Source organism: Filimonas lacunae (assembly GCF_002355595.1).
Taxonomy (GTDB): domain Bacteria; phylum Bacteroidota; class Bacteroidia; order Chitinophagales; family Chitinophagaceae; genus Filimonas; species Filimonas lacunae.
The window spans coordinates 6,222,496-6,242,601 of sequence record NZ_AP017422.1 but is presented as its reverse complement, the minus strand read 5'-3'; the positions used below and the strand labels follow the sequence as shown (position 1 = coordinate 6,242,601).

The window sequence follows — 20,106 nt, the reverse complement described above, 5'->3', positions numbered from 1 at the left end:
TTCCCGATTTTTTATTTCACTTCCTGTAAGGTAACCAAACGGTTATAAATTCCTTGTTTGGCTATTAGTTCGTCGTGCGTACCTCGCTCGGCAATTTCTCCTTTCTGCAATACAATAATTTCATCGGCATGCCTGATGGTGCTTAAACGGTGTGCAATAACAACAGAAGTTCTGTTTTGCATCATATTGTTAATCGCATCCTGTACCAGGCGTTCACTTTCTGTATCCAGCGAAGAGGTGGCTTCGTCCAATATTAAAATAGGAGGATTCTTTAACACAGCGCGGGCAATGGTAAGGCGCTGACGTTCGCCACCGCTTAATTTGCTGCCCCTGTCGCCAATGTTGGTGTTAAACGATTCCTCTTTGCGTAAAATAAACTGGTGCGCATTGGCCACTTTGGCCGCGGTTTCAATTTCTTCCAGCGAAGCTTCAGGGCGGCCTAAGGCTATATTATGAGCAATAGTATCGTTAAACAGGATAGGTTCCTGCGTAACAATGCTTATTTGCTGCCTTAATTCTTTCAGCGAATAGTCTTTAATATTTACCCCATCCACCAGTATTTCGCCGGATGTGCTGTCGTGAAAGCGGGGTATTAAATCGGCCAGGGTGCTTTTACCGGCACCACTGCTACCCACCAGTGCCACAGTTTTGCCTTTGGGTATGATTAAGTTGATATTATTTAAAATGGTATGCTCGCCATAAGTGAACGATACATTTCTGAATTCAATGCCCTGGTTAAAGGTTAAGCTGCGTTTGCCATTGTTTTCTACAGTAACAACTGCGCTCAATAACTCTTCTACTCTTTCAATGGCGGCTGCGCCCCGTTGTATATTAAAGAAGGCGGTGGACAGGTTTTTAGCCGGGTTAATAATAATAGCAAACAAGGCTATATAAGTAATTAAATCGCCACCGGGCAGTGAATGGTATTTGAGCGCCAGCATGCCGCCGAAATACAGAATAGTAGACAATACCACTACTCCTAATAATTCGGTAAGCGGAGATGCCAGGTCGCGGCGGGCGTTCATCTTGTTCCGCACTTTAAATAACTCGTCGTTCACCTGTACAAAGCGGTTGTGTAATATTTTTTCGGCCAGGAAAGCTTTAATAACGCGAATGCCGCCCAGTGTTTCATCCATAATAGACAAGGCTGTGCCCAGTTTTTCGGAAGCTTCCTGCGACTGGCGCTTTAACGTGCGGCTAATGCGGCCGATAATAAAAGCGGTGGCGGGTAGTAATATGAGCAGAAACAGCGAAAGGGTAGGGCTTATATAAACCATATAAGCCAGGTAAGAAAGTATAGTAAGCGGGTCTTTTATTAAACCTTCCAGTGTACTTACTACCGAAGATTCTATTTCTGCCACATCGTTGGTCATGCGGCTAATAATGTCACCTTTTCTTTTTTCTGTAAAATAACCTACTGGCAACACCAGTATCTTCTCATACAAATCGTTTCTAAACCTGGTGGTAATAGCACTCCTGATAGGGGCAGAGATATAGTTAGACAGGTATAAGAACATGTTTTTGAGCAGGGTGGTAACTATAATAAAGGCACAAATAGCACCTAATGCAACCATTTTACCATGTTGTACAATCAGTCCGTTTAAGAAATGGGAGACATTGCTACCTACCGCATTCGATTTAATAGTTTCGGAGGCTATATTGGTTTCGTTAAAAATAAGGCCCATGAATGGAGAGAGCATGGCCAGCGAAAAAGCACCAAAAACAGTTCCCAGGATAGTACAGATAACATATGTAAGCAGCTTGCTTTTATAAGCACCGATGTACTTAAAGATTCTTTCAAAACGTTTCATATCTTCAATAAACCAGCAAAGTAACTACTTTTACAGCCAATTAAATGTTAGATTATGGAGGAAGGCAAACGTCAACGGCAGGTGGCCGGGGTTCTGCAGGAAGAACTGAACGACATTTTCAGAAGGCTGGGATTCAATATGATGTATGGAGGAATGGTGTCTATTTCCTCTGTAAAGGTTACTCCCGACCTGTTGGAAGCACGGATATATGTAAGCTTTTTTAAAGTAGCCGATGAAAAAGCCGCCATGAAAAAGATTGATGAGCGGTCGTGGGAAATTAAAAAAGAACTGAGCGATAGGGTAAAACATCAGCTGCGCAGAATGCCGGTGCTGCATTTTTTCCTGGACGATACCCTGGAGCATGTGTTTAAAATGGAGGAAGTATTTAAGCAAATAAACGCAGATGACGCACAGCGCAAAGCAGATGGCAACGAAAAGGCTACAGAAGAACAACCATAAACGATAAAGCCCCCACACTTGGAATTACTATTTGCCTGGCGCTATTTTAAGAGTAAAAAAAGTACAAACGCAATTAATATTATTGCCTGGATAAGTGTGCTTGCCATTGCGGTAGGCACCACTGCTTTAATAGTAGTGCTAAGTGTGTTTAATGGTTTTGAAGACCTGGTAAAAACACTGTACACCGATTTTTACTCCGATATTAAAGTGGCTCCGGCTAAGGGTAAGTTTTTTGTACTGGATAATAACCAGCTGGCTGCTATTAAAAAGGTGACTGGTATTAAACAACTCAGCTTTGTGGTGGAAGAAAAAGCCATGTTGCTGAATGGCGATTTTCAAACCATTGTAAGTATTAAAGGAGTCGACGAACATTTTACTGCTACCAATAACTTAAATGCACATATCTCCCATGGCAAGTATGATGTAGGCACCACCGACAAGCCTATGCTGGTAGCAGGCGTGGGTATTGAAAACGCTGTGGTGGCTGATCCGGGAAAACAGGGCCTGCCATTAACGTTGTATCTGCCCGACAGAAGTGCTACCAGCTTTTCTGCTGAAAATGGTATGCGCTCGTTTAATGTAGATGTAAGCGGTGCTTTTACAGTGCAGCAGGAGTTTGATAACAAATATGCTTTTACCAATCTGCCTTTTATTCAATATATGCTGGACCTGAAAGCCAATGAGTACAGTGCTATTGAAATGGCAGTAAGCAACCCGGATGATTTGAATAAGGTGAAAAAGAACCTGCAGCGCACCCTGGGTGATAACTTTATTGTACGTACCCGGTTAGAGCAAAATCAAAGCCTGTTTACTGTAATGCAGGTAGAAAAATGGTTTATTTATGGAGTGCTTTCTCTTATTCTGCTGGTGGCAGCTTTTAATATGATCGGCGCCTTAACCATGCTGGTAATGGAAAAGCAAAAAGACATTACCCTGCTTAAAGCAGTAGGTGCCAGTGATAATTTAATCCAGCGCATTTTTTTAAGCGAAGGATTTGTGTTAGCTACCGTAGGTGGTGTAATTGGTATGGTGCTGGCTTATCTCATTTGCGTTATCCAGTTACAATTTAAACTGGTGAAACTACAGGGCGGCACTTTTATTATAGATTACTATCCTGTTAAAATGAGTGGCTGGGATTTTATACTGGTAGCCTGTACCGTATTCCTGGTAACCATCTTTGCCGCCTGGATTCCCGCACGTAAAGCTTCGGTGCAGGCATATAGCCTGAAAAGCTAGTTTAATAGCGTTCTTAGGCAATCTCAATTGAATTTCAACAACATCTGAGTCGCTTGTAAGTACTTACAGAGGACATTGTAAGTACTTTAAAATGGTTCGTAAGCACTTACAGAGTGCATTGTAAGTACTTTAAAATGGTTCGTAAGTACTTACAGGGTGCATTGTAAGTACTTTAAAATGGTTCGTAAGTACTTACAGGGTGCATTGCAAGTACTTTAAAATGGTTCGTAAGTACTTACAGAGTGCATTGTAAGTACTTTAAAATGGTTCGTAAGTACTTACAGGGTGCATTGCAAGTACTTTAAAACGGCTCGTAAGTACTTACAGAGTGTATTGCAAGTACTTTAAAACGGTTCGTAAGCACTTACATAGTGCCTTGTAAGTACTTTAAAATGGTTCGTAAGTACTTACAAAGTGTATTGTAAGTACTTTAAAATGTTTTACAAGTGTATAAAAAATGTCTGTAAGTACTTTTAAGCAGTTGTGAAACACTTTGGTAAGAGTTGTAAGTGCTTACAGGGCATTTATAAACATTTGCAGTCGTCTATTCAGTATTATAGAATGAATGGTAAGTGTTTTAAATGAACAGGTAAGTACTTTCAGTATGATTGCCCATATTGCAAAGCGATGAATGAGGGAATACTATTGCATAAAAAGCAAACTGCAACTATTCGTAAGTTACTACAATTTCATGGCAAACCCTTTTGACACCCTGAAAGTTATAACAAGAAAGCTGGAAGTTTTACAGGAGTTGCCTGGCAGCATTTTGTACATCACCTATAATGCAATACCATAAACTTTAAATAAAAGAATATCTTTATTTGTACTATCACAATAGATTTACTGCTATGAGATTATTGTTTCAAAATGCAGGAATAGAGTGGAATAACAAGTTAAAAGAATCTGGTAGCAGTGAATCAGCACAGAGAGGAACATATTAATGAAAGCAGGTAAAGGGTGGCAATGGGTGTTACAAAAATGGCATTTTGGGTTGCTGATACTGGCGATTGGCAATTTTATTTGCAGACGTGCAATTGGGTGGCACTTGCATGAATCTATAGGACTTGTGATAAACTGGCTGTTGTACACGTTAGGGATTGTATTGTTTATTTCAGCTGTGTCTTCCTTGAAAAAACGGGCTTTTTATTATATGATATACCCGCTAGCCAGTATAGTGATAGGACTTTTCTTTTGGTTGGGTGGGATATTCCTGGCTTTACCTGCTTCTCTTGCATTAACACCTGTTTATCCGGTGCAAAAAGTATTGGATAATAGAGTGATTCGTTTATATGAAGCACCACCTGCCTTTTTAGGTGCTGCTATTTGCGGGTTTAATGTAGAGCGGCCAGCTTTTTTGTTATTGGAAAAGCATGAAGGTGTGCTGTGTAATGAAGACAGAACTCCGGTGAATAACGGGATATGGGATGATGAAAAGAAAGAGTTGGTTGTTCGGAAAGCACCTGTAGATATTCATGAAACTGGCATAGGTAACACATATGACACCTTACGTTTACAAAAAGAATGATACGGCCAGGGTATACGTTTTTTCCAAAAGCCTGATAAAAAAGCGGCTACCTCACAGGAGATAGCCGCTTTGCTATTTACAATAAGAAGTGTTTAGTAGTCGCCTAAAGTTTCTGGTAACTGAGCCAGTGCTTTGGCCAGTTGCTCGTCGTTAGGTGCAATGCCGTGCCATTCGTGGCTGCCTTCCATGAAATCAACGCCTTTGCCCATAGAAGTTTTCATAATAATAGCAATAGGCTTGCCTTTACCGGTTAAGGCTTTGGCTTCGTCCATTACTTTAATAACATCGGCAATGTTATTACCATCCATATCCAACACGGTCCATCCGAAAGTTTCGAATTTAGCGTGCAGGTTACCCAGGTTCATTACTTTATCGGTAGGGCCGTCAATTTGCTGACCGTTGTGATCAATAGTAGAGATTAAATTATCCACGCCTTTAGAACCGGCAAACATAATAGCTTCCCAGTTTTGGCCTTCGTCCAGTTCTCCATCTCCATGCAGGGTGTATACCAGTTGCTTGTCGCCATTGATCTTTTTAGCAAGTGCTGCACCAATGCCCACACTCATGCCCTGACCTAATGAACCACTGGCTACGCGAATACCTGGTAAGTGTTCGTGGGTAGTAGGGTGGCCCTGTAAACGGGAATTTAATTTACGAAAGGTGGCTAATTCTTTTACGTCAAAATAACCGGAACGCGCCAGTACGGAGTAAAATACAGGCGAAATATGTCCGTTAGACAAAAAGAAAATATCTTCATTAGTACCATCCATGTTGAAATTGGTATCGTGCTTCATCACCTTGAAATACAGGGTGGTTAAGAAGTCTGTACAACCTAATGAACCACCAGGGTGACCGCTTTGCACTGCATGAACCATTCGTACAATATCCCTTCTAACCTGGGAGGCAATCTTTTCCAGCTCTTGAACGTTAGCCATGATAAAAAATAATTTTGACAAACCTACCTAAAAAAGCCCATTTGAGATGCAGGAGCCTGTGAAAATTGAGCTGCTTTTTTGGCGGGATTTATTAGCTTTGCCGCCATTAAAATGAATGAAATATGTCAGAAGAACTGGACCTGATATTGGACGATGCTGAGTCGACCATGAAAAAGGCAATAAATCACCTTGAAACGGAATTGACTAAGATCAGGGCAGGTAAGGCCAGTCCGGCTATGCTTGATGGCATAACTGTTGAATATTATGGAGCGCCTACTCCTATAGCACAGGTATCTAACATTGTGATACTGGATGTGCGCACCGTTAGCATACAGCCTTGGGAGAAAAACATGATCGCTCCTATAGAACGCGCTATTATGATGGCCAACATAGGCGTTACCCCGCAGAATGATGGTATTATGATCAGGCTGTTTTTACCCCCGTTAACAGAAGAAAGAAGACGGGAGTTGTTTAAAAAAGCCAGCGGCGAAGGCGAATTTTCAAAAGTGGCTATCCGCAATATCAGGCGTGATGCTATTGAAGACATTAAAAAATTACAGAAGGATGGCCTGAGCGAAGATGCTGCCAAAGATGCAGAGAAAAGCGTGCAGGATATCACAGACAAATACATTGCCCTGGTAGAGAAGCACCTGGCGGCAAAAGAAAAAGAAATGATGACTGTATAACCAGCATCGTTTCAACAAATGATAGTGTATCCCGGTTATGTTATGTACCCGGGATATTTTTTTTCCGGAACAAAATAATAAACGCATGGGAAGGATTAAACTGGAAGAAATTGATACCAGGGCGCCTGGTGCATTGCAGAAAGAACAGGTGAAGCTGGAAACTGCCGGTATTATCAGCGAGCTGAACGAGCTGCAGAATTTGCTGTATGCCGAGAGTAAACATTCGGTATTGGTGGTGCTGCAAGGCATGGATGCCAGTGGCAAGGATGGCTTAATTCGCAAAGTATTTGGCAATCTGAACCCGCAAGGGGTGATGGTGCATTCTTTTAAAGTGCCTACGGCTGAAGAGCTGGGACATGACTTTTTGTGGCGCATTCACAAGAATGCCCCGGCAAAGGGCATGATACAGTTGTTTAACAGAAGTCATTATGAAGACATACTGGTTACGCGGGTGCATAACCTGTGTGATAAAGAAACGGCCTATAAGCGCATGCGGGCTATTAACGATTTTGAGTGGTTGCTGGCAGAACATAATAACACCACCATTTTGAAGTTTTACCTGCATATTTCGGAAAAAGAGCAATCACTACGCCTGAACGAGCGCCTGGACGACAAAACCAAGCAATGGAAGTACAACGAAAGCGATTTTGCGGAAGCGAAGTTGTGGCCAGAATACAGGAAGGTATATGAAGATTGTTTTGAAGAATGTAACAAAATACCCTGGACAATAGTGCCCGCCGATCAAAACTGGTATAAAGAGTATATTGTTGCTAAAAAGCTGAAAGATGCCCTGAGTGCATTAAAAATGCGCTATCCGGGGTTGAAAAAAGCATAGTAATCCGTATCTATCACAATAAAAATGTAAGCGTATGAGTTTTGTAAAGGAGTTTAAGCAGTTTGCCATGAAGGGCAACGTAGTTGACCTGGCAGTGGGTGTTATTATCGGTGCGGCTTTTGGAAAGATTGTGGACAGTGTGGTGAACGACCTGATTATGCCTATTGTAGCGGCTATTATAGGCAAGCCCGACTTTAGCAAGATGTATGTAGTGCTAAGAGGAGCCGTTCCGGAGGGAACAAGTTTGGAAGATGCCCGTAAAGTAGCTGATACTGTGATCTTTGCATATGGGAACTTTCTAACAGTTTTGATCAATTTCGTTTTACTGGCGTTAATAATTTTCCTGATGGTAAAAGGCATTAACAGATTGAAGGCCAAAGAGGAAGCTAAGCCTACAGCGCCTCCTGAGCCAACTACCACTGAAAAGCTGTTGATGGAGATAAGGGACGGATTAAAAAAATAGCACCTATTTTCACAAGTTATTCAGAAAGTTGTCCACACCTTATTCATATGTGGGTAAGGTGTGATTTACTTCAATTGGAATGGCTTAACTGCATCCCTACATTTGCTACAGACACCTTGGTTAATTCGCTTATTGGCCGTATCGATGTCAGATTGAATCAGTTATAAAAAAGGGAGGAATAGTGCAAACAGCAGTTAACTACCAGATTAAGCTACCACAATTTGAAGGTCCGTTTGACCTGTTATTGTTCTTCATTGAGCGTGACGAGCTGGATATCTACAATATTCCCATCAACCGTATTATACAGGATTTCCTGGCCTATATCCATTCCCAGGAAAAACTGAACATTGAACTGAGCAGTGAGTTTATCCTGTTCGTTTCTACCTTAATGCGTATTAAAGCCAAGCTGCTGCTGCCCCGTAAGGAGATTGACGCACAAGGCAACGAAATTGATCCTCGCCAGGAACTGGTAGATAAAATATTGGAATACAAGCGCTTTAAGCAGGCGGCAGCTGAAATGGTGGAGTTGGAAGCTATGCGTATGCTGATGATGAAGCGTGGTAACCTGCAAAAGGAAATAGCATCCATTGGGGAAGAAGCTTCGGAAGGTTCGGAAATACAAACCGTTACCCTGTTTAAGCTGATGAAAACCTACGAAAAGGTGCTGTCCCGTATGCAAACCAAAACCAACAAGCCGGTGCATACGGTGGTAAAGTATAACTATACCATGGAAAGCAGTCGTACACATATGTTGGGGTTAGTGAAAAAGGAAAAAACGGTTGCCTTTGAGAAAATATTTGACATTGTAGAAGACAAGGTACACGCGATATTCCTGTTTCTCTCTTTGTTAGAGCTGGTTCAGCTGAACTATATGGCTATTATGATTGGCGAAGGCAAAAACAACTTTGTGCTGGAATGGAACAACGAGCGTAAAGAAGAAGATTTCAGTGGTCTTTTTGCGCAACCCGATGATAATGGTGGTGTTGGTCCTGTTTCGGCCCTGAACCACGGTCCAAGATTAAACTAATCACCTTATTTACATAGAAAAGCCCGCTTCGGAATTACCAAAGCGGGCTTTTTAGTATTTACAAACCAAAGCAGTTATCCTGCTATGGTTAATTCGCCAGATCCGTTTACGGCAGTGCTTACAGAAGTGCCGGTTGCCTTTACGGCGCTGCGTACAGCAGCAGCAATAGCAATAGCATCATATTCACACTCGCGGTACAGTTCTTTTAAAGTGCCATGTTCTACAATACGGTCAGGAATACCTAAAATAGTAACACTGGCCTGGTAACGGTGCTTTGCCATAAACTCTACAACAGCACTGCCAAAACCACCTACTATAGTGCCATCTTCTACCGTAATCACGTGTTTGTATTTGCTGAACACTTCGTGCAGGAGCTCTTCATCAATAGGCTTAACAAAGCGCATATCGTAATGAGCCGGATCTATGCCTTCGGTACGCAGTTCACGAATAGCGGTAGTGGCAAAATTACCAGGATGACCAAAACTGAGGATAGCCACTTCTTTACCGTCTTTGATTTTGCGGCCTTTGCCTATGGTAATTTCCTCAAACGGAGTACGCCATTCAGGCATCACACCTTCGCCACGTGGATAGCGGATAACAAAAGGCGACTGGTTGCTTTCCAACTGCGCAGTATACATCAGGTTACGTAGTTCCTGCTCGTTCATAGGAGCGCTGATAACCATATTAGGAATACAACGGAAATAAGGAATATCGTATGCGCCATGGTGGGTTGGACCATCTTCACCTACCAAACCTGCACGGTCTAAACAAAGTACCACCGGCAGTTTTTGAATAGCAATGTCATGCACTACCTGGTCGTAGGCGCGTTGCATAAACGACGAGTAGATGTTGCAGAACACGCGCATACCCTGGGTAGCCAGACCGGCACTTACCGTACCTGCATGCTGTTCGCAAATGCCTACGTCAAAAGCACGGTTGGGCATTTGTTCCATCATGAACTTTAACGAGCTGCCGCTTGGCATAGCCGGGGTTACCCCCATTATTTTATCGTTCTTTTCCGCCAGTTCAATCATCGTGTGGCCAAACACATCCTGGTATTTGGGTGGCTGAGGAGCGGTATAAGCTTTCTTGTAAATTTCACCGGTTACTTTATCAAATAGCCCGGGAGCATGCCATTTGGTCTGATCTTTTTCGGCCAGTGCATATCCTTTACCTTTTACAGTAACAATGTGCAGGATTTTGGGACCGGGTATCTGGCGCAGATCTTTCAGGGTATCTACCAGTTTGGTGATATTATGTCCATCAATAGGGCCAAAGTAACGCAGGTTCAATGCTTCAAACAGGTTGCTATGGCGGTTAACCATCCCTTTTACACCTGCTTCCAGCTTGCTGGCCATGTCGCGGCTAAAGTTTTTACCTACCGGTAACTTGCCCAACAGGGTCCAAACGTCGTCTCTGAACTTATTATAGGTTTGAGAAGTAGTAATGTCGGTAAGATATTCCTTCAAGGCTCCCACGTTAGGGTCAATGCTCATGCAGTTATCATTTAAGATAATCAGCATGTCGGCATCGGCAACACCTGCGTGGTTCATGGCTTCAAAAGCCATACCTGCGGTCATGGAACCATCGCCAATTACGGCTACCGATTTACGGTCCTCACCTTTGTATTTAGCAGCCATGGCCATACCCAACGCGGCAGAAATAGAAGTGGAAGAGTGGCCTACACCAAAGGTGTCGTATTCACTTTCTGTTCTTTTAGGAAAACCGCTCAAGCCGTTGTATTTACGGTTGGTAGGGAAAGCATCCCGGCGACCGGTTAATATTTTATGACCATACGCCTGGTGACCTACGTCCCACACCAGCTGGTCGTATGGAGTATTATAAGCATAATGCAGGGCTACACTCAGTTCCACCACACCCAGGCTGGCCGCAAAGTGGCCACCATACACGCTTACTACATCAATAATATATTGACGCAGCTCGTCGCATACCTGGTGTAATTGTTCTCTGTTAAGCTTTTTAAGGTCAGCTGGACTATCAATGTTTTGCAGTAATGGTCCGGGTGTAATGTTCATGAATGCGGAATTTATTGGTAAAAGTAATAAATTTCATCACGTTCTGTACCAACTGCCCTTGCTTTGGGCCATTGATCATTTTTAGAAGATAAATAACCGGTAGCCTTTTCTACTTTTGAACCAATCATGCGAAAGGAGTTATCCCCATATTGGATGTGTCAGCTGGCCGGATGGTTGGCTTATTGTATTGTATATACATTTTTTTACTTTACGTTACGCACTAAGGCTGATCCACTTTTCTTCCGAATGTTGTTTTGGGAAGCATTCTGGGGTGTGGTAGTTACGCATATCATGCGTTTTTTTATTCGTGAGCTGGGCGTGTTACGGCTGGTGCTGGCCAGGCAGATTTTTTATTTGTTTATCACGGCAGTATTGTTCTCCTTTTTATACGCTTTCCTGAGCATTTTTACAGAAAACCTGATAGGTTTTGATGCCGATGGAAATGTGCATAGCCCCTTTGTTAATAAACTGCTAAAGGCGGCTTATGGCACCTCATTGATCCTGCTAATATGGAACCTCATCTATTTTACGTATCATTACATAGTTAAAAACAGGACGGAAAAGCTGGATAAAATAAGGCTGGAAAGCCTGGTGAAGGAGCTGCAGTTAAAGACGATTAAAGCACATATCAATCCGCACTTTATTTTCAATGCACTGAACAGTATCCGGGCATTGGTAGATGAAAATCCGGCCAGGGCGCGAACCGCCATTACAGAGTTGAGTAACCTGCTACGCAGCAGCATGCAGGTAGAGAAAATGGAAACCACACCCCTGGAAAGGGAACTGAATATAGTAAAAGATTACCTGGCCCTGGAGTATATACGGTTTGAAGAACGTTTGCGGGTGGAGTATGATATTGACGAAGACACTTTAGACCAGCCGGTGCCGCCTATGATGTTACAAACCCTGGTAGAAAATGCCATTAAACACGGCATCAGTAAACAGGTGAACGGTGGGTTAATTAAAATCATTTCTGATTTCAGAGAAGATCATCACGAATTAATAGTGCAGAATACCGGCAGGCTGGAAGGTGTGGTAAGTGGCGAAGGGTTTGGTTTGGCCAGCACCTATAACCGGTTGCGGTTGTTGTTTGGGGCAAAGGCCTCTTTTGAAATAAAAAGTATTAATGACAGCACAGTGGAAGCCAAGTTAATTTTCCCGGTGCATACGTTATAAATTGAATGCGTAAATAATATTAATAGAGTATGTCTGTTAAAGCTATTATTGTAGACGACGAACGTCTGGCAAGAAATGAACTGAGAAAACTATTGCAGGAATATCCCAACATTGAAATTATTGACGAGGCCTCGAATGCAGATGAGGGCATTGAAAAGATAGAACAGCACAATCCCGATCTGATATTCCTGGATATTCAAATGCCCGGCAAAACGGGTTTTGATTTATTGTCGGGACTGGATCGTGCGCCACATGTAATTTTTACCACCGCTTATGATGAATATGCTTTAAAGGCATTTGATGTAAATGCGTTGGATTACCTGTTAAAACCTATTGAGCCTAAGCGCCTGGCCGATGCCGTGGGTAAACTGCACGACGAGTTGTATAAGGAAAAATCGGAAGAGCATGGTGGTGTTGTAAACCGCGGTGCTTTAACCGACGAAGACCAGGTGTTTGTAAAAGACGGTGAACGCTGCTGGTTTGTAAAGTTGGGCGAGATACGATTATTTGAAAGCGTGGGTAACTATGCCAAGGTGTTTTTTGGCACTAACAAACCTTTGATCTTAAAATCGCTGAATGCCCTGGAAGAGCGACTGGACGAGCGTACTTTTTTCCGTGCCAACCGTAAGCATATTATTAACCTGCGTTGGATAGAGCGTATTGAACCTTATTTTAACGGAGGACTGTTGCTGGAACTGAAAGGAGGAGAGAAGATTGAAGTGAGCCGCCGCCAGACGGTGAAGTTTAAAGAAATGATGAGCTTATAAAACAGGAATAAACCAAAAGCATGAAACAACTGATTATTGTAATAGCATTTATTGCGGGATCGCTTTTTTCTTTTGCGCAAAGCATTGATGTGATTATTAACAGCAAAGAAGCGCTGCGTATAGAAAATACACTGGCAAGCAACGACATGAAGGGGCGTAAAACGGGTACACCCGGTAACACCAAGGCGGCCCTGTTTATTGCGGAAGAATTTAAGAAAGCCGGGTTGCAGCCTGCCGATAGTAAGAATGGTTATCTGCAAAAGTTTGCTATGGTAGAAGCCAAAGTAAGAAGCAGCAATATTGTGTTAGGTGGCTCTAAGCTGGAAACAGAAAAGTTAATTGCCATCACTCCCAAGCGTATGCTGCAGGTAAATGAAAAGTCTGGCTACGAAACAGGCAAAATTGCTGCCGGTGATAACCTGGGTGCAAAGGCTATGAGCTTTGTACAATCCGGCAAAAACTATATTGTGTGGGTTGATAACAGCTTTGCCAAAAACTTTAAAAGACTCAACTACTTTAAAAGCAAGCTGTTTGCCAATACGCCTGATGTGCTTTTTGTGTTAGCAGATGCTGCTCCTGAAACCTATTTACTGGAAGTGGTGCAGGAAGTAGAAGAGATTGAGCTGATGAACGTGGTAGGTGTATTACCCGGCAAGAGCAAGAAAGAAGAGTATGTGATTTTCTCTGGCCACTACGATCACCTGGGTGTTACAGATAAACCTGAAAATGGCGATAGCATTTACAACGGCGCCAATGACGATGCAGCAGGTATTACAGCTGTGATTATGCTGGCGAATTACTTTAAGCAACTACATAATAATGAACGCACTATTGTTTTTGCTGCCTTTACAGCCGAAGAGATCGGAGGTTTTGGTTCGCAGTATTTTTCTAAACAATACAACCCGGATAAAGTGGCAGCCATGTTCAATATTGAAATGATTGGTACTGAATCTAAATGGGGTAAAAACAGTGCTTATATTACCGGTTATGAAAAAACGGATATGGGAGCTATACTGGAGAAAAACCTGAAGGGCTCTGCTTTTTCTTTTCATCCCGACCCATACACTGCCGAGCAGTTGTTTTACCGTTCGGATAATGCTACCCTGGCACGTTTAGGTGTTCCGGCGCACACTATTTCTACATCTAAAATGGATAGCGAACCTAATTATCACAAACTGAGCGATGAGGTGAGTACATTGGATATTGAGAATATGACCGAAGTAATTAAGGCTATTGCTATTAGCAGCACCTCTATCATCAAAGGAACAGATACGCCATCGAGAGTAAATACGGCCGACTTAAAATAGGGAGTAACTTATATAAGTTTTACCCTTATTTTTGTCATAAATACAATTAATCTGCAACCAGACTTTCCATACAAAAGATTCAGTGACAAGCGTAACAATTACGAGTTACTGATGATGGTGCTGGCCACGGATGCTGCCATAATATTTAATTAATAATACTCCCTTTATTTTATTGCAAAATAATAGTTGGTTGCATTGTTGTACAATGTAGCCAACTGTAGTATAAAATAAAGTATACAAGTTTAGTTTTCTCATGAATATATACCCGGAATTGTTTCTACTCTTCCGGCTTTTTTTAGAGAAAACCCGCCTGATATAATCCGTTTACAATAAAAAGGTTAGAGAGAGGATACTGTGTTTAACTGATGTACAGCATCACTCATTTCTTTAATTAAAGAAGCATCTTTTTCTATAGCATTACCTACCACAATTACGTCTGCCCCGGCTTTACAGTTTAAATAGGCTTTTTCGGGAGTGATGATGCCGCCGCCTATAATAAGCGGTGAATCAATGTGTTTGGCCACCTTTTCTATCATTACTTCCGAAATAGGACGTTTAGCACCACTGCCGGCATCCATATATACCAGGCGCATACCCAGCATTTCACCAGCCATAGCGGTACACATAGCAATTTCGCTTTTGTCGGAAGGAATAGGGGTGGCGTTGGAAATATAAGAAACGGTAGTAGGGGCGCCGCCGTCTATTACCATATAGCCGGTAGGAATAATTTCCAGCCCGCTTTTTTTCACCAGCGGAGCGCTGATCACGTGCTGGCCTATTAATAATTCGGGGTTACGCCCGGATATGAGTGACAGGTATAAAAGAGCGTCGGCATATTTGCTAACCTGTGAGGGGGAACCAGGAAACAGGACAACAGGAATATCACAAGCCTGCTTAATCTGCTGGATGCATTCATCCAGATTATTATCTATAACAAGGCTTCCTCCTACAAAGAAGTAATCGACGCCGGCATCAACAGACAAATTGATAAGCTGGTCCAGCTTAGGTGTGTCTACTTTGTCCGGATCAATCAGCACCGTGAATGATTTACGGCCTAGTTTTTTTCTTTCTGCGAATTGATCGTACAGCTTATGCTTCATGCCATTTGGTATAGGTGCTCGTTGCAAAAAAAAGGAAAAATCTCTGAAAGTCAATCAACTAATATTAGTATGACAGTAACAGCAATCTTCCAAATAATAGCAAAAATGCGTTGTTTTTCCTAATTAGACACCAATATTATTGGCGGCGTTGCATGAAAAATGCGTCAAATGTGGTGCCGGGTTTGTGCCATTGCAAGGTACCTGATCCTTTTCCACAGGTGTTGATATCTGCCACCGGGAAAAATGCAAGCAGAAAGTTAAATTCGTATTCACCTCTAAACCGTGAAATTCTTAACCGTACTAAACAGTTGTTACCATGGCCAAACAAGCACATAAAGGGCTTCCATTTGAGAGGCGCTTTACCCGCGACGGAGTTTCTCCGTTCGATCTTTTCGAATATGATTACCGTACCAGTGTTATTCGCAACCCCAATGGGGAAGTGGTGTTTGAGATGACAAATGTGGAGGTTCCGAAGCAATGGAGCCAGATAGCCACGGATATATTGGCGCAAAAGTATTTTAGAAAAGCCGGGGTGCCACAGGCAGATGGCAGCACGGGGCGCGAAACCAGTGTGAAACAGGTGGCGCACCGCATGGCTAACTGCTGGAAAGTGTGGGGCGAGCGCTATGGTTATTTTGCTTCGCCGGCCGATGCCCAGGTGTTTTATGACGAACTGGTGTATAGCATTTTAAACCAGGCCTGCGTGCCCAATAGCCCGCAATGGTTTAATACGGGCCTGCACGAAAGCTATGGTATTACCGGCAAAGCGCAGGGGCATTATTATGTAGACCCTGCTGACAGTAAACTGAAAAAATCTACAAACGCCTATGAGCGGCCGCAGCCACACGCCTGTTTTATTTTATCGGTAAGTGACGACCTGGTAAATGAAGGGGGGATTATGGATTTGTGGGTACGGGAAGCCCGCATTTTTAAATATGGATCGGGTGTAGGCACCAATTATTCGGCTATACGTGGCTCGGGTGAAAAACTGAGTGGCGGTGGCACCAGCTCGGGCCTGATGTCGTTTTTGAAAATAGGTGACAGGGCAGCGGGTGCTATAAAAAGCGGTGGCACTACACGCAGGGCGGCTAAAATGGTTTGCCTGGATATGGACCATCCGGAAATAATGGAGTTTATTAACTGGAAGGTAGAAGAAGAGAAGAAAGTTGCTGCGTTGGTAGCTGCCGGATATGACAACAGTTACGAGGGCGAGGCTTATATGACCGTGGCCGGGCAAAACTCTAACAATTCTATACGCATACCCAACGAGTTTTTTAAAGTGCTGGAAGAAGATGGCGACTGGGAACTGAAAGCCAGAATGGATGGCAGGGTTATTAAAAGGATTCCTGCCCGTGAGGTATGGAACCAGGTGGCCTATGCAGCCTGGCGTTGTGCTGACCCCGGCACACAATATGATACTACTATCAATGAGTGGCATACCTGCCCGCAGGGTGGACGTATTAATGCATCCAACCCTTGCTCGGAATACATGTTCCTCGATAATACCGCCTGTAACCTGGCTTCGGCTAACCTGATCAAATTTTTTGATACGGCAACAAGCCAGTTTGATGTAACGGGTTTTGAATACACCTGCCGTTTGTGGACGGTAGTGCTGGAAATATCTGTGCTGATGGCGCAGTTTCCTTCCAAAGAAGTAGCACAGCTTTCTTTTGATTATCGCACACTGGGCTTAGGTTTTGCCAATCTGGGTACGGTGCTGATGGTAAGCGGTATTCCTTACGACAGTGATGAAGCACGTGGCATAGCCGGTGCTGTATCGGCTATTATGACAGGTGTTTCGTATAAAACCTCAGCAGAGATGGCAGCAGTGCTGGGCACTTTTGCCAAATATGAAGAGAATAAAAAGGATATGTTGCGTGTGATGCGTAACCACCGTGCAGCTGCTTATGATGCTGCAGAAGCCTATGAAGGCCTGAGTGTAAAACCAGTGGGTATACAAGCGGCTCATTGTCCGGACTATTTATTGAAAGCTGCTACCCGCGCCTGGGATGATGCGGTGCGTTTGGGGGAGCAACATGGCTACCGCAATGCACAAACTACGGTAATAGCACCTACAGGAACCATCGGGCTGGTAATGGATTGCGATACCACAGGTGTGGAGCCTGACTTTGCTTTAGTGAAGTTTAAAAAACTATCAGGTGGTGGTTACTTTAAAATCATCAACCAATCAGTGCCTGTAGCATTAAAGCACCTGGGCTATAGTGAAAAAGAAATCAATGCTATAATAAAATATGCAGTTGGTGCCGCTAGTTTTGAGGGAGCGCCTTTTATCAATCCGCAATCGTTAAGTGAAAAAGGATTGATAGCTGAGGAAATTAAAAAGCTGAACGAAGCTGCCAAATCCGCTTTTGAAATAGGTTTTATATTCAACCGTTTTACATTAGGGGAAGCTTGTCTGGAACGATTGGGTTTTACAGCAGACGAATACAACGACTGGAATTTTGATATGCTGGAAGCACTGGGCTTTAGCGATGCTGAGGTGGAAGCGGCTAATGATTATATATGTGGTACCATGACGGTGGAAGGGGCACCCTATTTAAAACTTGAGCATCTGGCGGTATTTGATTGTGCTAATAAATGCGGAAAAAAGGGAGAACGTTACATTCATGCACATGGCCATATTCGTATGATGGCAGCGTGTCAGCCCTTTTTAAGTGGCGCTATTTCCAAAACCATTAACCTGCCACATGAAGCATCTATAGATGAAATAGCGGACTGTTACCTGTTAAGCTGGAGACTGGGTTTAAAGGCGAATGCCTTGTACAGGGATGGTTCTAAATTATCACAGCCATTAAGCAACAAAAGCGACAAGAAGAAAAAGACTGATACTACAGAAGAAACTACTGCGGCACCAGCAGACGTGAGACCGGCAGCAGAAACCTCCACTATTGTTGATTTGGGCAAACTAACCATAGAAGAGCTGCTGGAAGAAGTGCAAAAGCGCGTGCAGGCATCGCCCGATACACGTTTAAAGCGCGAGCTGGCCAGTATTGTGGAAAGAAGAACTTTACCCACCAAGCGCAGAGGATTTACACAAAAAGCCAAGGTGAATGGTCAGGCCATCTTTATTCATACAGGAGAATATAACGATGGCACATTAGGTGAAATATTTATAGATCTGGCTAAAGAAGGCTCTACCCTGCGTAGCCTGATGAACTGTTTTGCCATAGCTATTTCTGTGGGGTTACAGTACGGGGTGCCACTGGAAGAGTTTGTAGAGAAGTTTGTGTTTACCCGTTTTGAGCCGGCCGGCATGGTAGACCATCCCAATATTAAAACCACTACTTCGCTGGTTGACTTTGTATTTCGTGCGCTGGCGTATGAATACCTGGGGCGTACCGATCTGGTGCATGTTCTGGACAAGCCCGAGGTGCATATGATGCCGCAGGAAGAAGATTGGGAAGAATTGCAAAAACCTGAGCTAAGCAGTGTGCGTGTAACAGCTCCTGCGCAGCCCCCTGCCCCGGTTAATAAAGTGGCGAAAGCTGTTGCAAAAGCAGGTGCCGGATTAGACGCGGTGAATGCGGCGGCTAAAAGCATGCAAAGTGATGCTCCAGCCTGTAACACCTGCGGGCATATTACTGTAAGAAGTGGCACGTGTTACAAATGTTTGAACTGTGGCAACAGTATGGGCTGTAGTTAGTGCCATCCTAATTGTTAAATGTATTTGCATATGACCAGTAGGAGGTGACCTGTAAAAGGCACCTCTTTTTTTATAAAATAGGTTTACTTTTACCTCTTTATTCTCCTATGCAAGTAAGTTTTTCGTACGACAAGAAGAAGGTTATACAGGGATTACGTTATCATTTTATGTCCCGTGCAGAAATCAGGATCATGGTAATATTGGTAAACGTTTTTGCTATTATTGCTGCGATACTTTTTTATTCTAAGAAAATTCGTCCCGAGCCTTTTTTACTGGGGTCATGCATCTGGATATTCATGATGCTGTCGTTCTGGTTTATTTTACCTTATACTATATACAGGCGCAATAGCACCTTCCTGGACCAGTTTACTATCTTTTTTACCGGCCAGGGGTTGAAACTTGAAAATGAAAAAGGACAGGTTCAGTGGGAATGGAGCCAGTTTTCCGGCTTTTTTGAAAGCCCGCATTTCTTTCACCTGTATTTTACTTCCAGGCAGTTTTTCCTGATTCCCAAAGAAACGATGACACCTGAGTTTACCCACGAATTGCGTGGGCTATTGAATAACAAGCTTACTACTATGCGTAAATAATTGTTTACAGTACCTTTTCCATTTCAAAATGAGGTATGGTTACTTCTGTAAATTCATCGCCTGTAATGCGGTAGCCCAGCTTTTCGTAAAAGCCTACTGCCGTTTTACGGGCGTGCATAGATAATTTTTGATATCCGCGGTCGCGTGCAATGTTTTCGGCGTATTGCATTAATACCCTGCCCAGGCCTTTGCCTTGTAATCCTGACAGTACTGCCATCTGGCGCAAACGAATGATTTTATTACCGCTATCGGTAAGCAGGCAACAGCCTTCCATTTTGTCCTCGTCAAAACAGCCAATCAGTATATCATCTTTTTCTTTTGCTAATTCCTCTGTAGAAAAATCCAGGCCAAGGGGTTTACGTAAAACCATGTGCCGCAGATTAATCATTTGCTGGTACTCTTTAGAGCCGTGATCGATTATTCTGATAGCCATACATGTATGCTGTTAAAATTTCAAGTTAAGGATCATTTTTCGGATTCTGCTTATAA

The 20,106-nt window shown here is 43.1% G+C and carries 17 protein-coding genes; 12 read left to right on the top strand and 5 right to left on the bottom strand.

The window, feature by feature from the left end; genetic code table 11:
• Positions 1-11: 11 nt before the first annotated feature.
• A complete protein-coding gene (locus FLA_RS24465; protein WP_076375279.1) occupies positions 12-1,811 on the bottom strand; it encodes an ABC transporter ATP-binding protein in 1,800 nt (599 codons plus the stop codon).
• Positions 1,812-1,865: 54 nt separating this feature from the next.
• On the opposite strand from FLA_RS24465, the gene rbfA reads away from it, so the two are divergent.
• The 3 genes from rbfA to FLA_RS31260 all read left to right on the top strand — a co-directional run bounded on the left by rbfA (position 1,866) and on the right by FLA_RS31260 (position 5,031).
• Positions 1,866-2,270 carry a 30S ribosome-binding factor RbfA gene (gene rbfA / locus FLA_RS24460; protein ID WP_076375277.1) on the top strand — a complete coding sequence of 135 codons (405 nt, stop codon included), beginning with the start codon at positions 1,866-1,868 and terminating at the stop codon, positions 2,268-2,270.
• Between the two features lie 18 nt (positions 2,271-2,288).
• Complete coding sequence (locus FLA_RS24455; protein ID WP_076375275.1) at positions 2,289-3,506, top strand: FtsX-like permease family protein; 1,218 nt, start codon at positions 2,289-2,291, stop codon at positions 3,504-3,506.
• A gap of 1,150 nt (positions 3,507-4,656) precedes the next feature.
• The gene (locus tag FLA_RS31260) at positions 4,657-5,031 is read left to right on the top strand and encodes a hypothetical protein (RefSeq protein ID WP_144263947.1); all 375 of its coding nucleotides are present in this window, start codon (positions 4,657-4,659) and stop codon (positions 5,029-5,031) included.
• Positions 5,032-5,123: 92 nt separating this feature from the next.
• On the opposite strand, the gene FLA_RS24445 is transcribed toward FLA_RS31260, so the two are convergent.
• On the bottom strand, positions 5,124-5,966 hold the full coding sequence (locus FLA_RS24445; protein WP_076375271.1) for a transketolase: 843 nt from the start codon (positions 5,964-5,966) through the stop codon (positions 5,124-5,126).
• 122 nt (positions 5,967-6,088) lie between these two features.
• Here FLA_RS24445 and frr point away from each other — a divergent pair, with 122 nt between their 5' ends.
• The 4 genes from frr (at position 6,089) to FLA_RS24425 (ending at position 8,977) form a co-directional block, all read left to right on the top strand.
• On the top strand, positions 6,089-6,652 hold the full coding sequence (frr, locus tag FLA_RS24440; RefSeq protein WP_076375269.1) for a ribosome recycling factor: 564 nt from the start codon (positions 6,089-6,091) through the stop codon (positions 6,650-6,652).
• Positions 6,653-6,737: 85 nt separating this feature from the next.
• The gene (locus tag FLA_RS24435) at positions 6,738-7,487 is read left to right on the top strand and encodes a PPK2 family polyphosphate kinase (protein WP_076377286.1); all 750 of its coding nucleotides are present in this window, start codon (positions 6,738-6,740) and stop codon (positions 7,485-7,487) included.
• 34 nt (positions 7,488-7,521) lie between these two features.
• A complete protein-coding gene (mscL, locus tag FLA_RS24430) occupies positions 7,522-7,950 on the top strand; it encodes a large conductance mechanosensitive channel protein MscL (RefSeq protein WP_076375267.1) in 429 nt (142 codons plus the stop codon).
• Positions 7,951-8,131: 181 nt separating this feature from the next.
• Positions 8,132-8,977, top strand: a complete 846-nt coding sequence (locus FLA_RS24425; protein ID WP_084205996.1) for a segregation and condensation protein A — start codon at positions 8,132-8,134, stop codon at positions 8,975-8,977.
• Between the two features lie 74 nt (positions 8,978-9,051).
• Here the strand turns inward: FLA_RS24425 and dxs are convergent, their stop codons facing one another.
• A complete protein-coding gene (gene dxs / locus FLA_RS24420) occupies positions 9,052-11,013 on the bottom strand; it encodes a 1-deoxy-D-xylulose-5-phosphate synthase (RefSeq protein ID WP_076375265.1) in 1,962 nt (653 codons plus the stop codon).
• Between the two features lie 246 nt (positions 11,014-11,259).
• Here dxs and FLA_RS24415 point away from each other — a divergent pair, with 246 nt between their 5' ends.
• From FLA_RS24415 to FLA_RS24405, 3 genes are read left to right on the top strand one after another with little or no spacing between them, the layout of a single operon-like run.
• Positions 11,260-12,189 carry a sensor histidine kinase gene (locus FLA_RS24415; protein ID WP_231940324.1) on the top strand — a complete coding sequence of 310 codons (930 nt, stop codon included), beginning with the start codon at positions 11,260-11,262 and terminating at the stop codon, positions 12,187-12,189.
• A gap of 29 nt (positions 12,190-12,218) precedes the next feature.
• Positions 12,219-12,956, top strand: a complete 738-nt coding sequence (locus FLA_RS24410; RefSeq protein ID WP_076375261.1) for a LytR/AlgR family response regulator transcription factor — start codon at positions 12,219-12,221, stop codon at positions 12,954-12,956.
• A 20-nt stretch (positions 12,957-12,976) separates the two neighbouring features.
• The gene (locus FLA_RS24405) at positions 12,977-14,263 is read left to right on the top strand and encodes a M28 family metallopeptidase (RefSeq protein WP_076375259.1); all 1,287 of its coding nucleotides are present in this window, start codon (positions 12,977-12,979) and stop codon (positions 14,261-14,263) included.
• A 338-nt stretch (positions 14,264-14,601) separates the two neighbouring features.
• Here FLA_RS24405 and FLA_RS24400 read toward each other — a convergent pair whose 3' ends face one another.
• A complete protein-coding gene (locus FLA_RS24400) occupies positions 14,602-15,363 on the bottom strand; it encodes a phosphoglycerol geranylgeranyltransferase (RefSeq protein ID WP_076375257.1) in 762 nt (253 codons plus the stop codon).
• A 316-nt stretch (positions 15,364-15,679) separates the two neighbouring features.
• Here FLA_RS24400 and FLA_RS24390 point away from each other — a divergent pair, with 316 nt between their 5' ends.
• Both FLA_RS24390 and FLA_RS24385 read left to right on the top strand, forming a co-directional pair.
• The gene (locus FLA_RS24390; RefSeq protein WP_076375253.1) at positions 15,680-19,027 is read left to right on the top strand and encodes a vitamin B12-dependent ribonucleotide reductase; all 3,348 of its coding nucleotides are present in this window, start codon (positions 15,680-15,682) and stop codon (positions 19,025-19,027) included.
• Between the two features lie 107 nt (positions 19,028-19,134).
• On the top strand, positions 19,135-19,617 hold the full coding sequence (locus FLA_RS24385) for a YcxB family protein (RefSeq protein WP_076375251.1): 483 nt from the start codon (positions 19,135-19,137) through the stop codon (positions 19,615-19,617).
• Positions 19,618-19,621: 4 nt separating this feature from the next.
• Here FLA_RS24385 and FLA_RS24380 read toward each other — a convergent pair whose 3' ends face one another.
• Positions 19,622-20,050 carry a GNAT family N-acetyltransferase gene (locus FLA_RS24380; protein WP_076375249.1) on the bottom strand — a complete coding sequence of 143 codons (429 nt, stop codon included), beginning with the start codon at positions 20,048-20,050 and terminating at the stop codon, positions 19,622-19,624.
• Between the last annotated feature and the right edge of the window lie 56 nt (positions 20,051-20,106).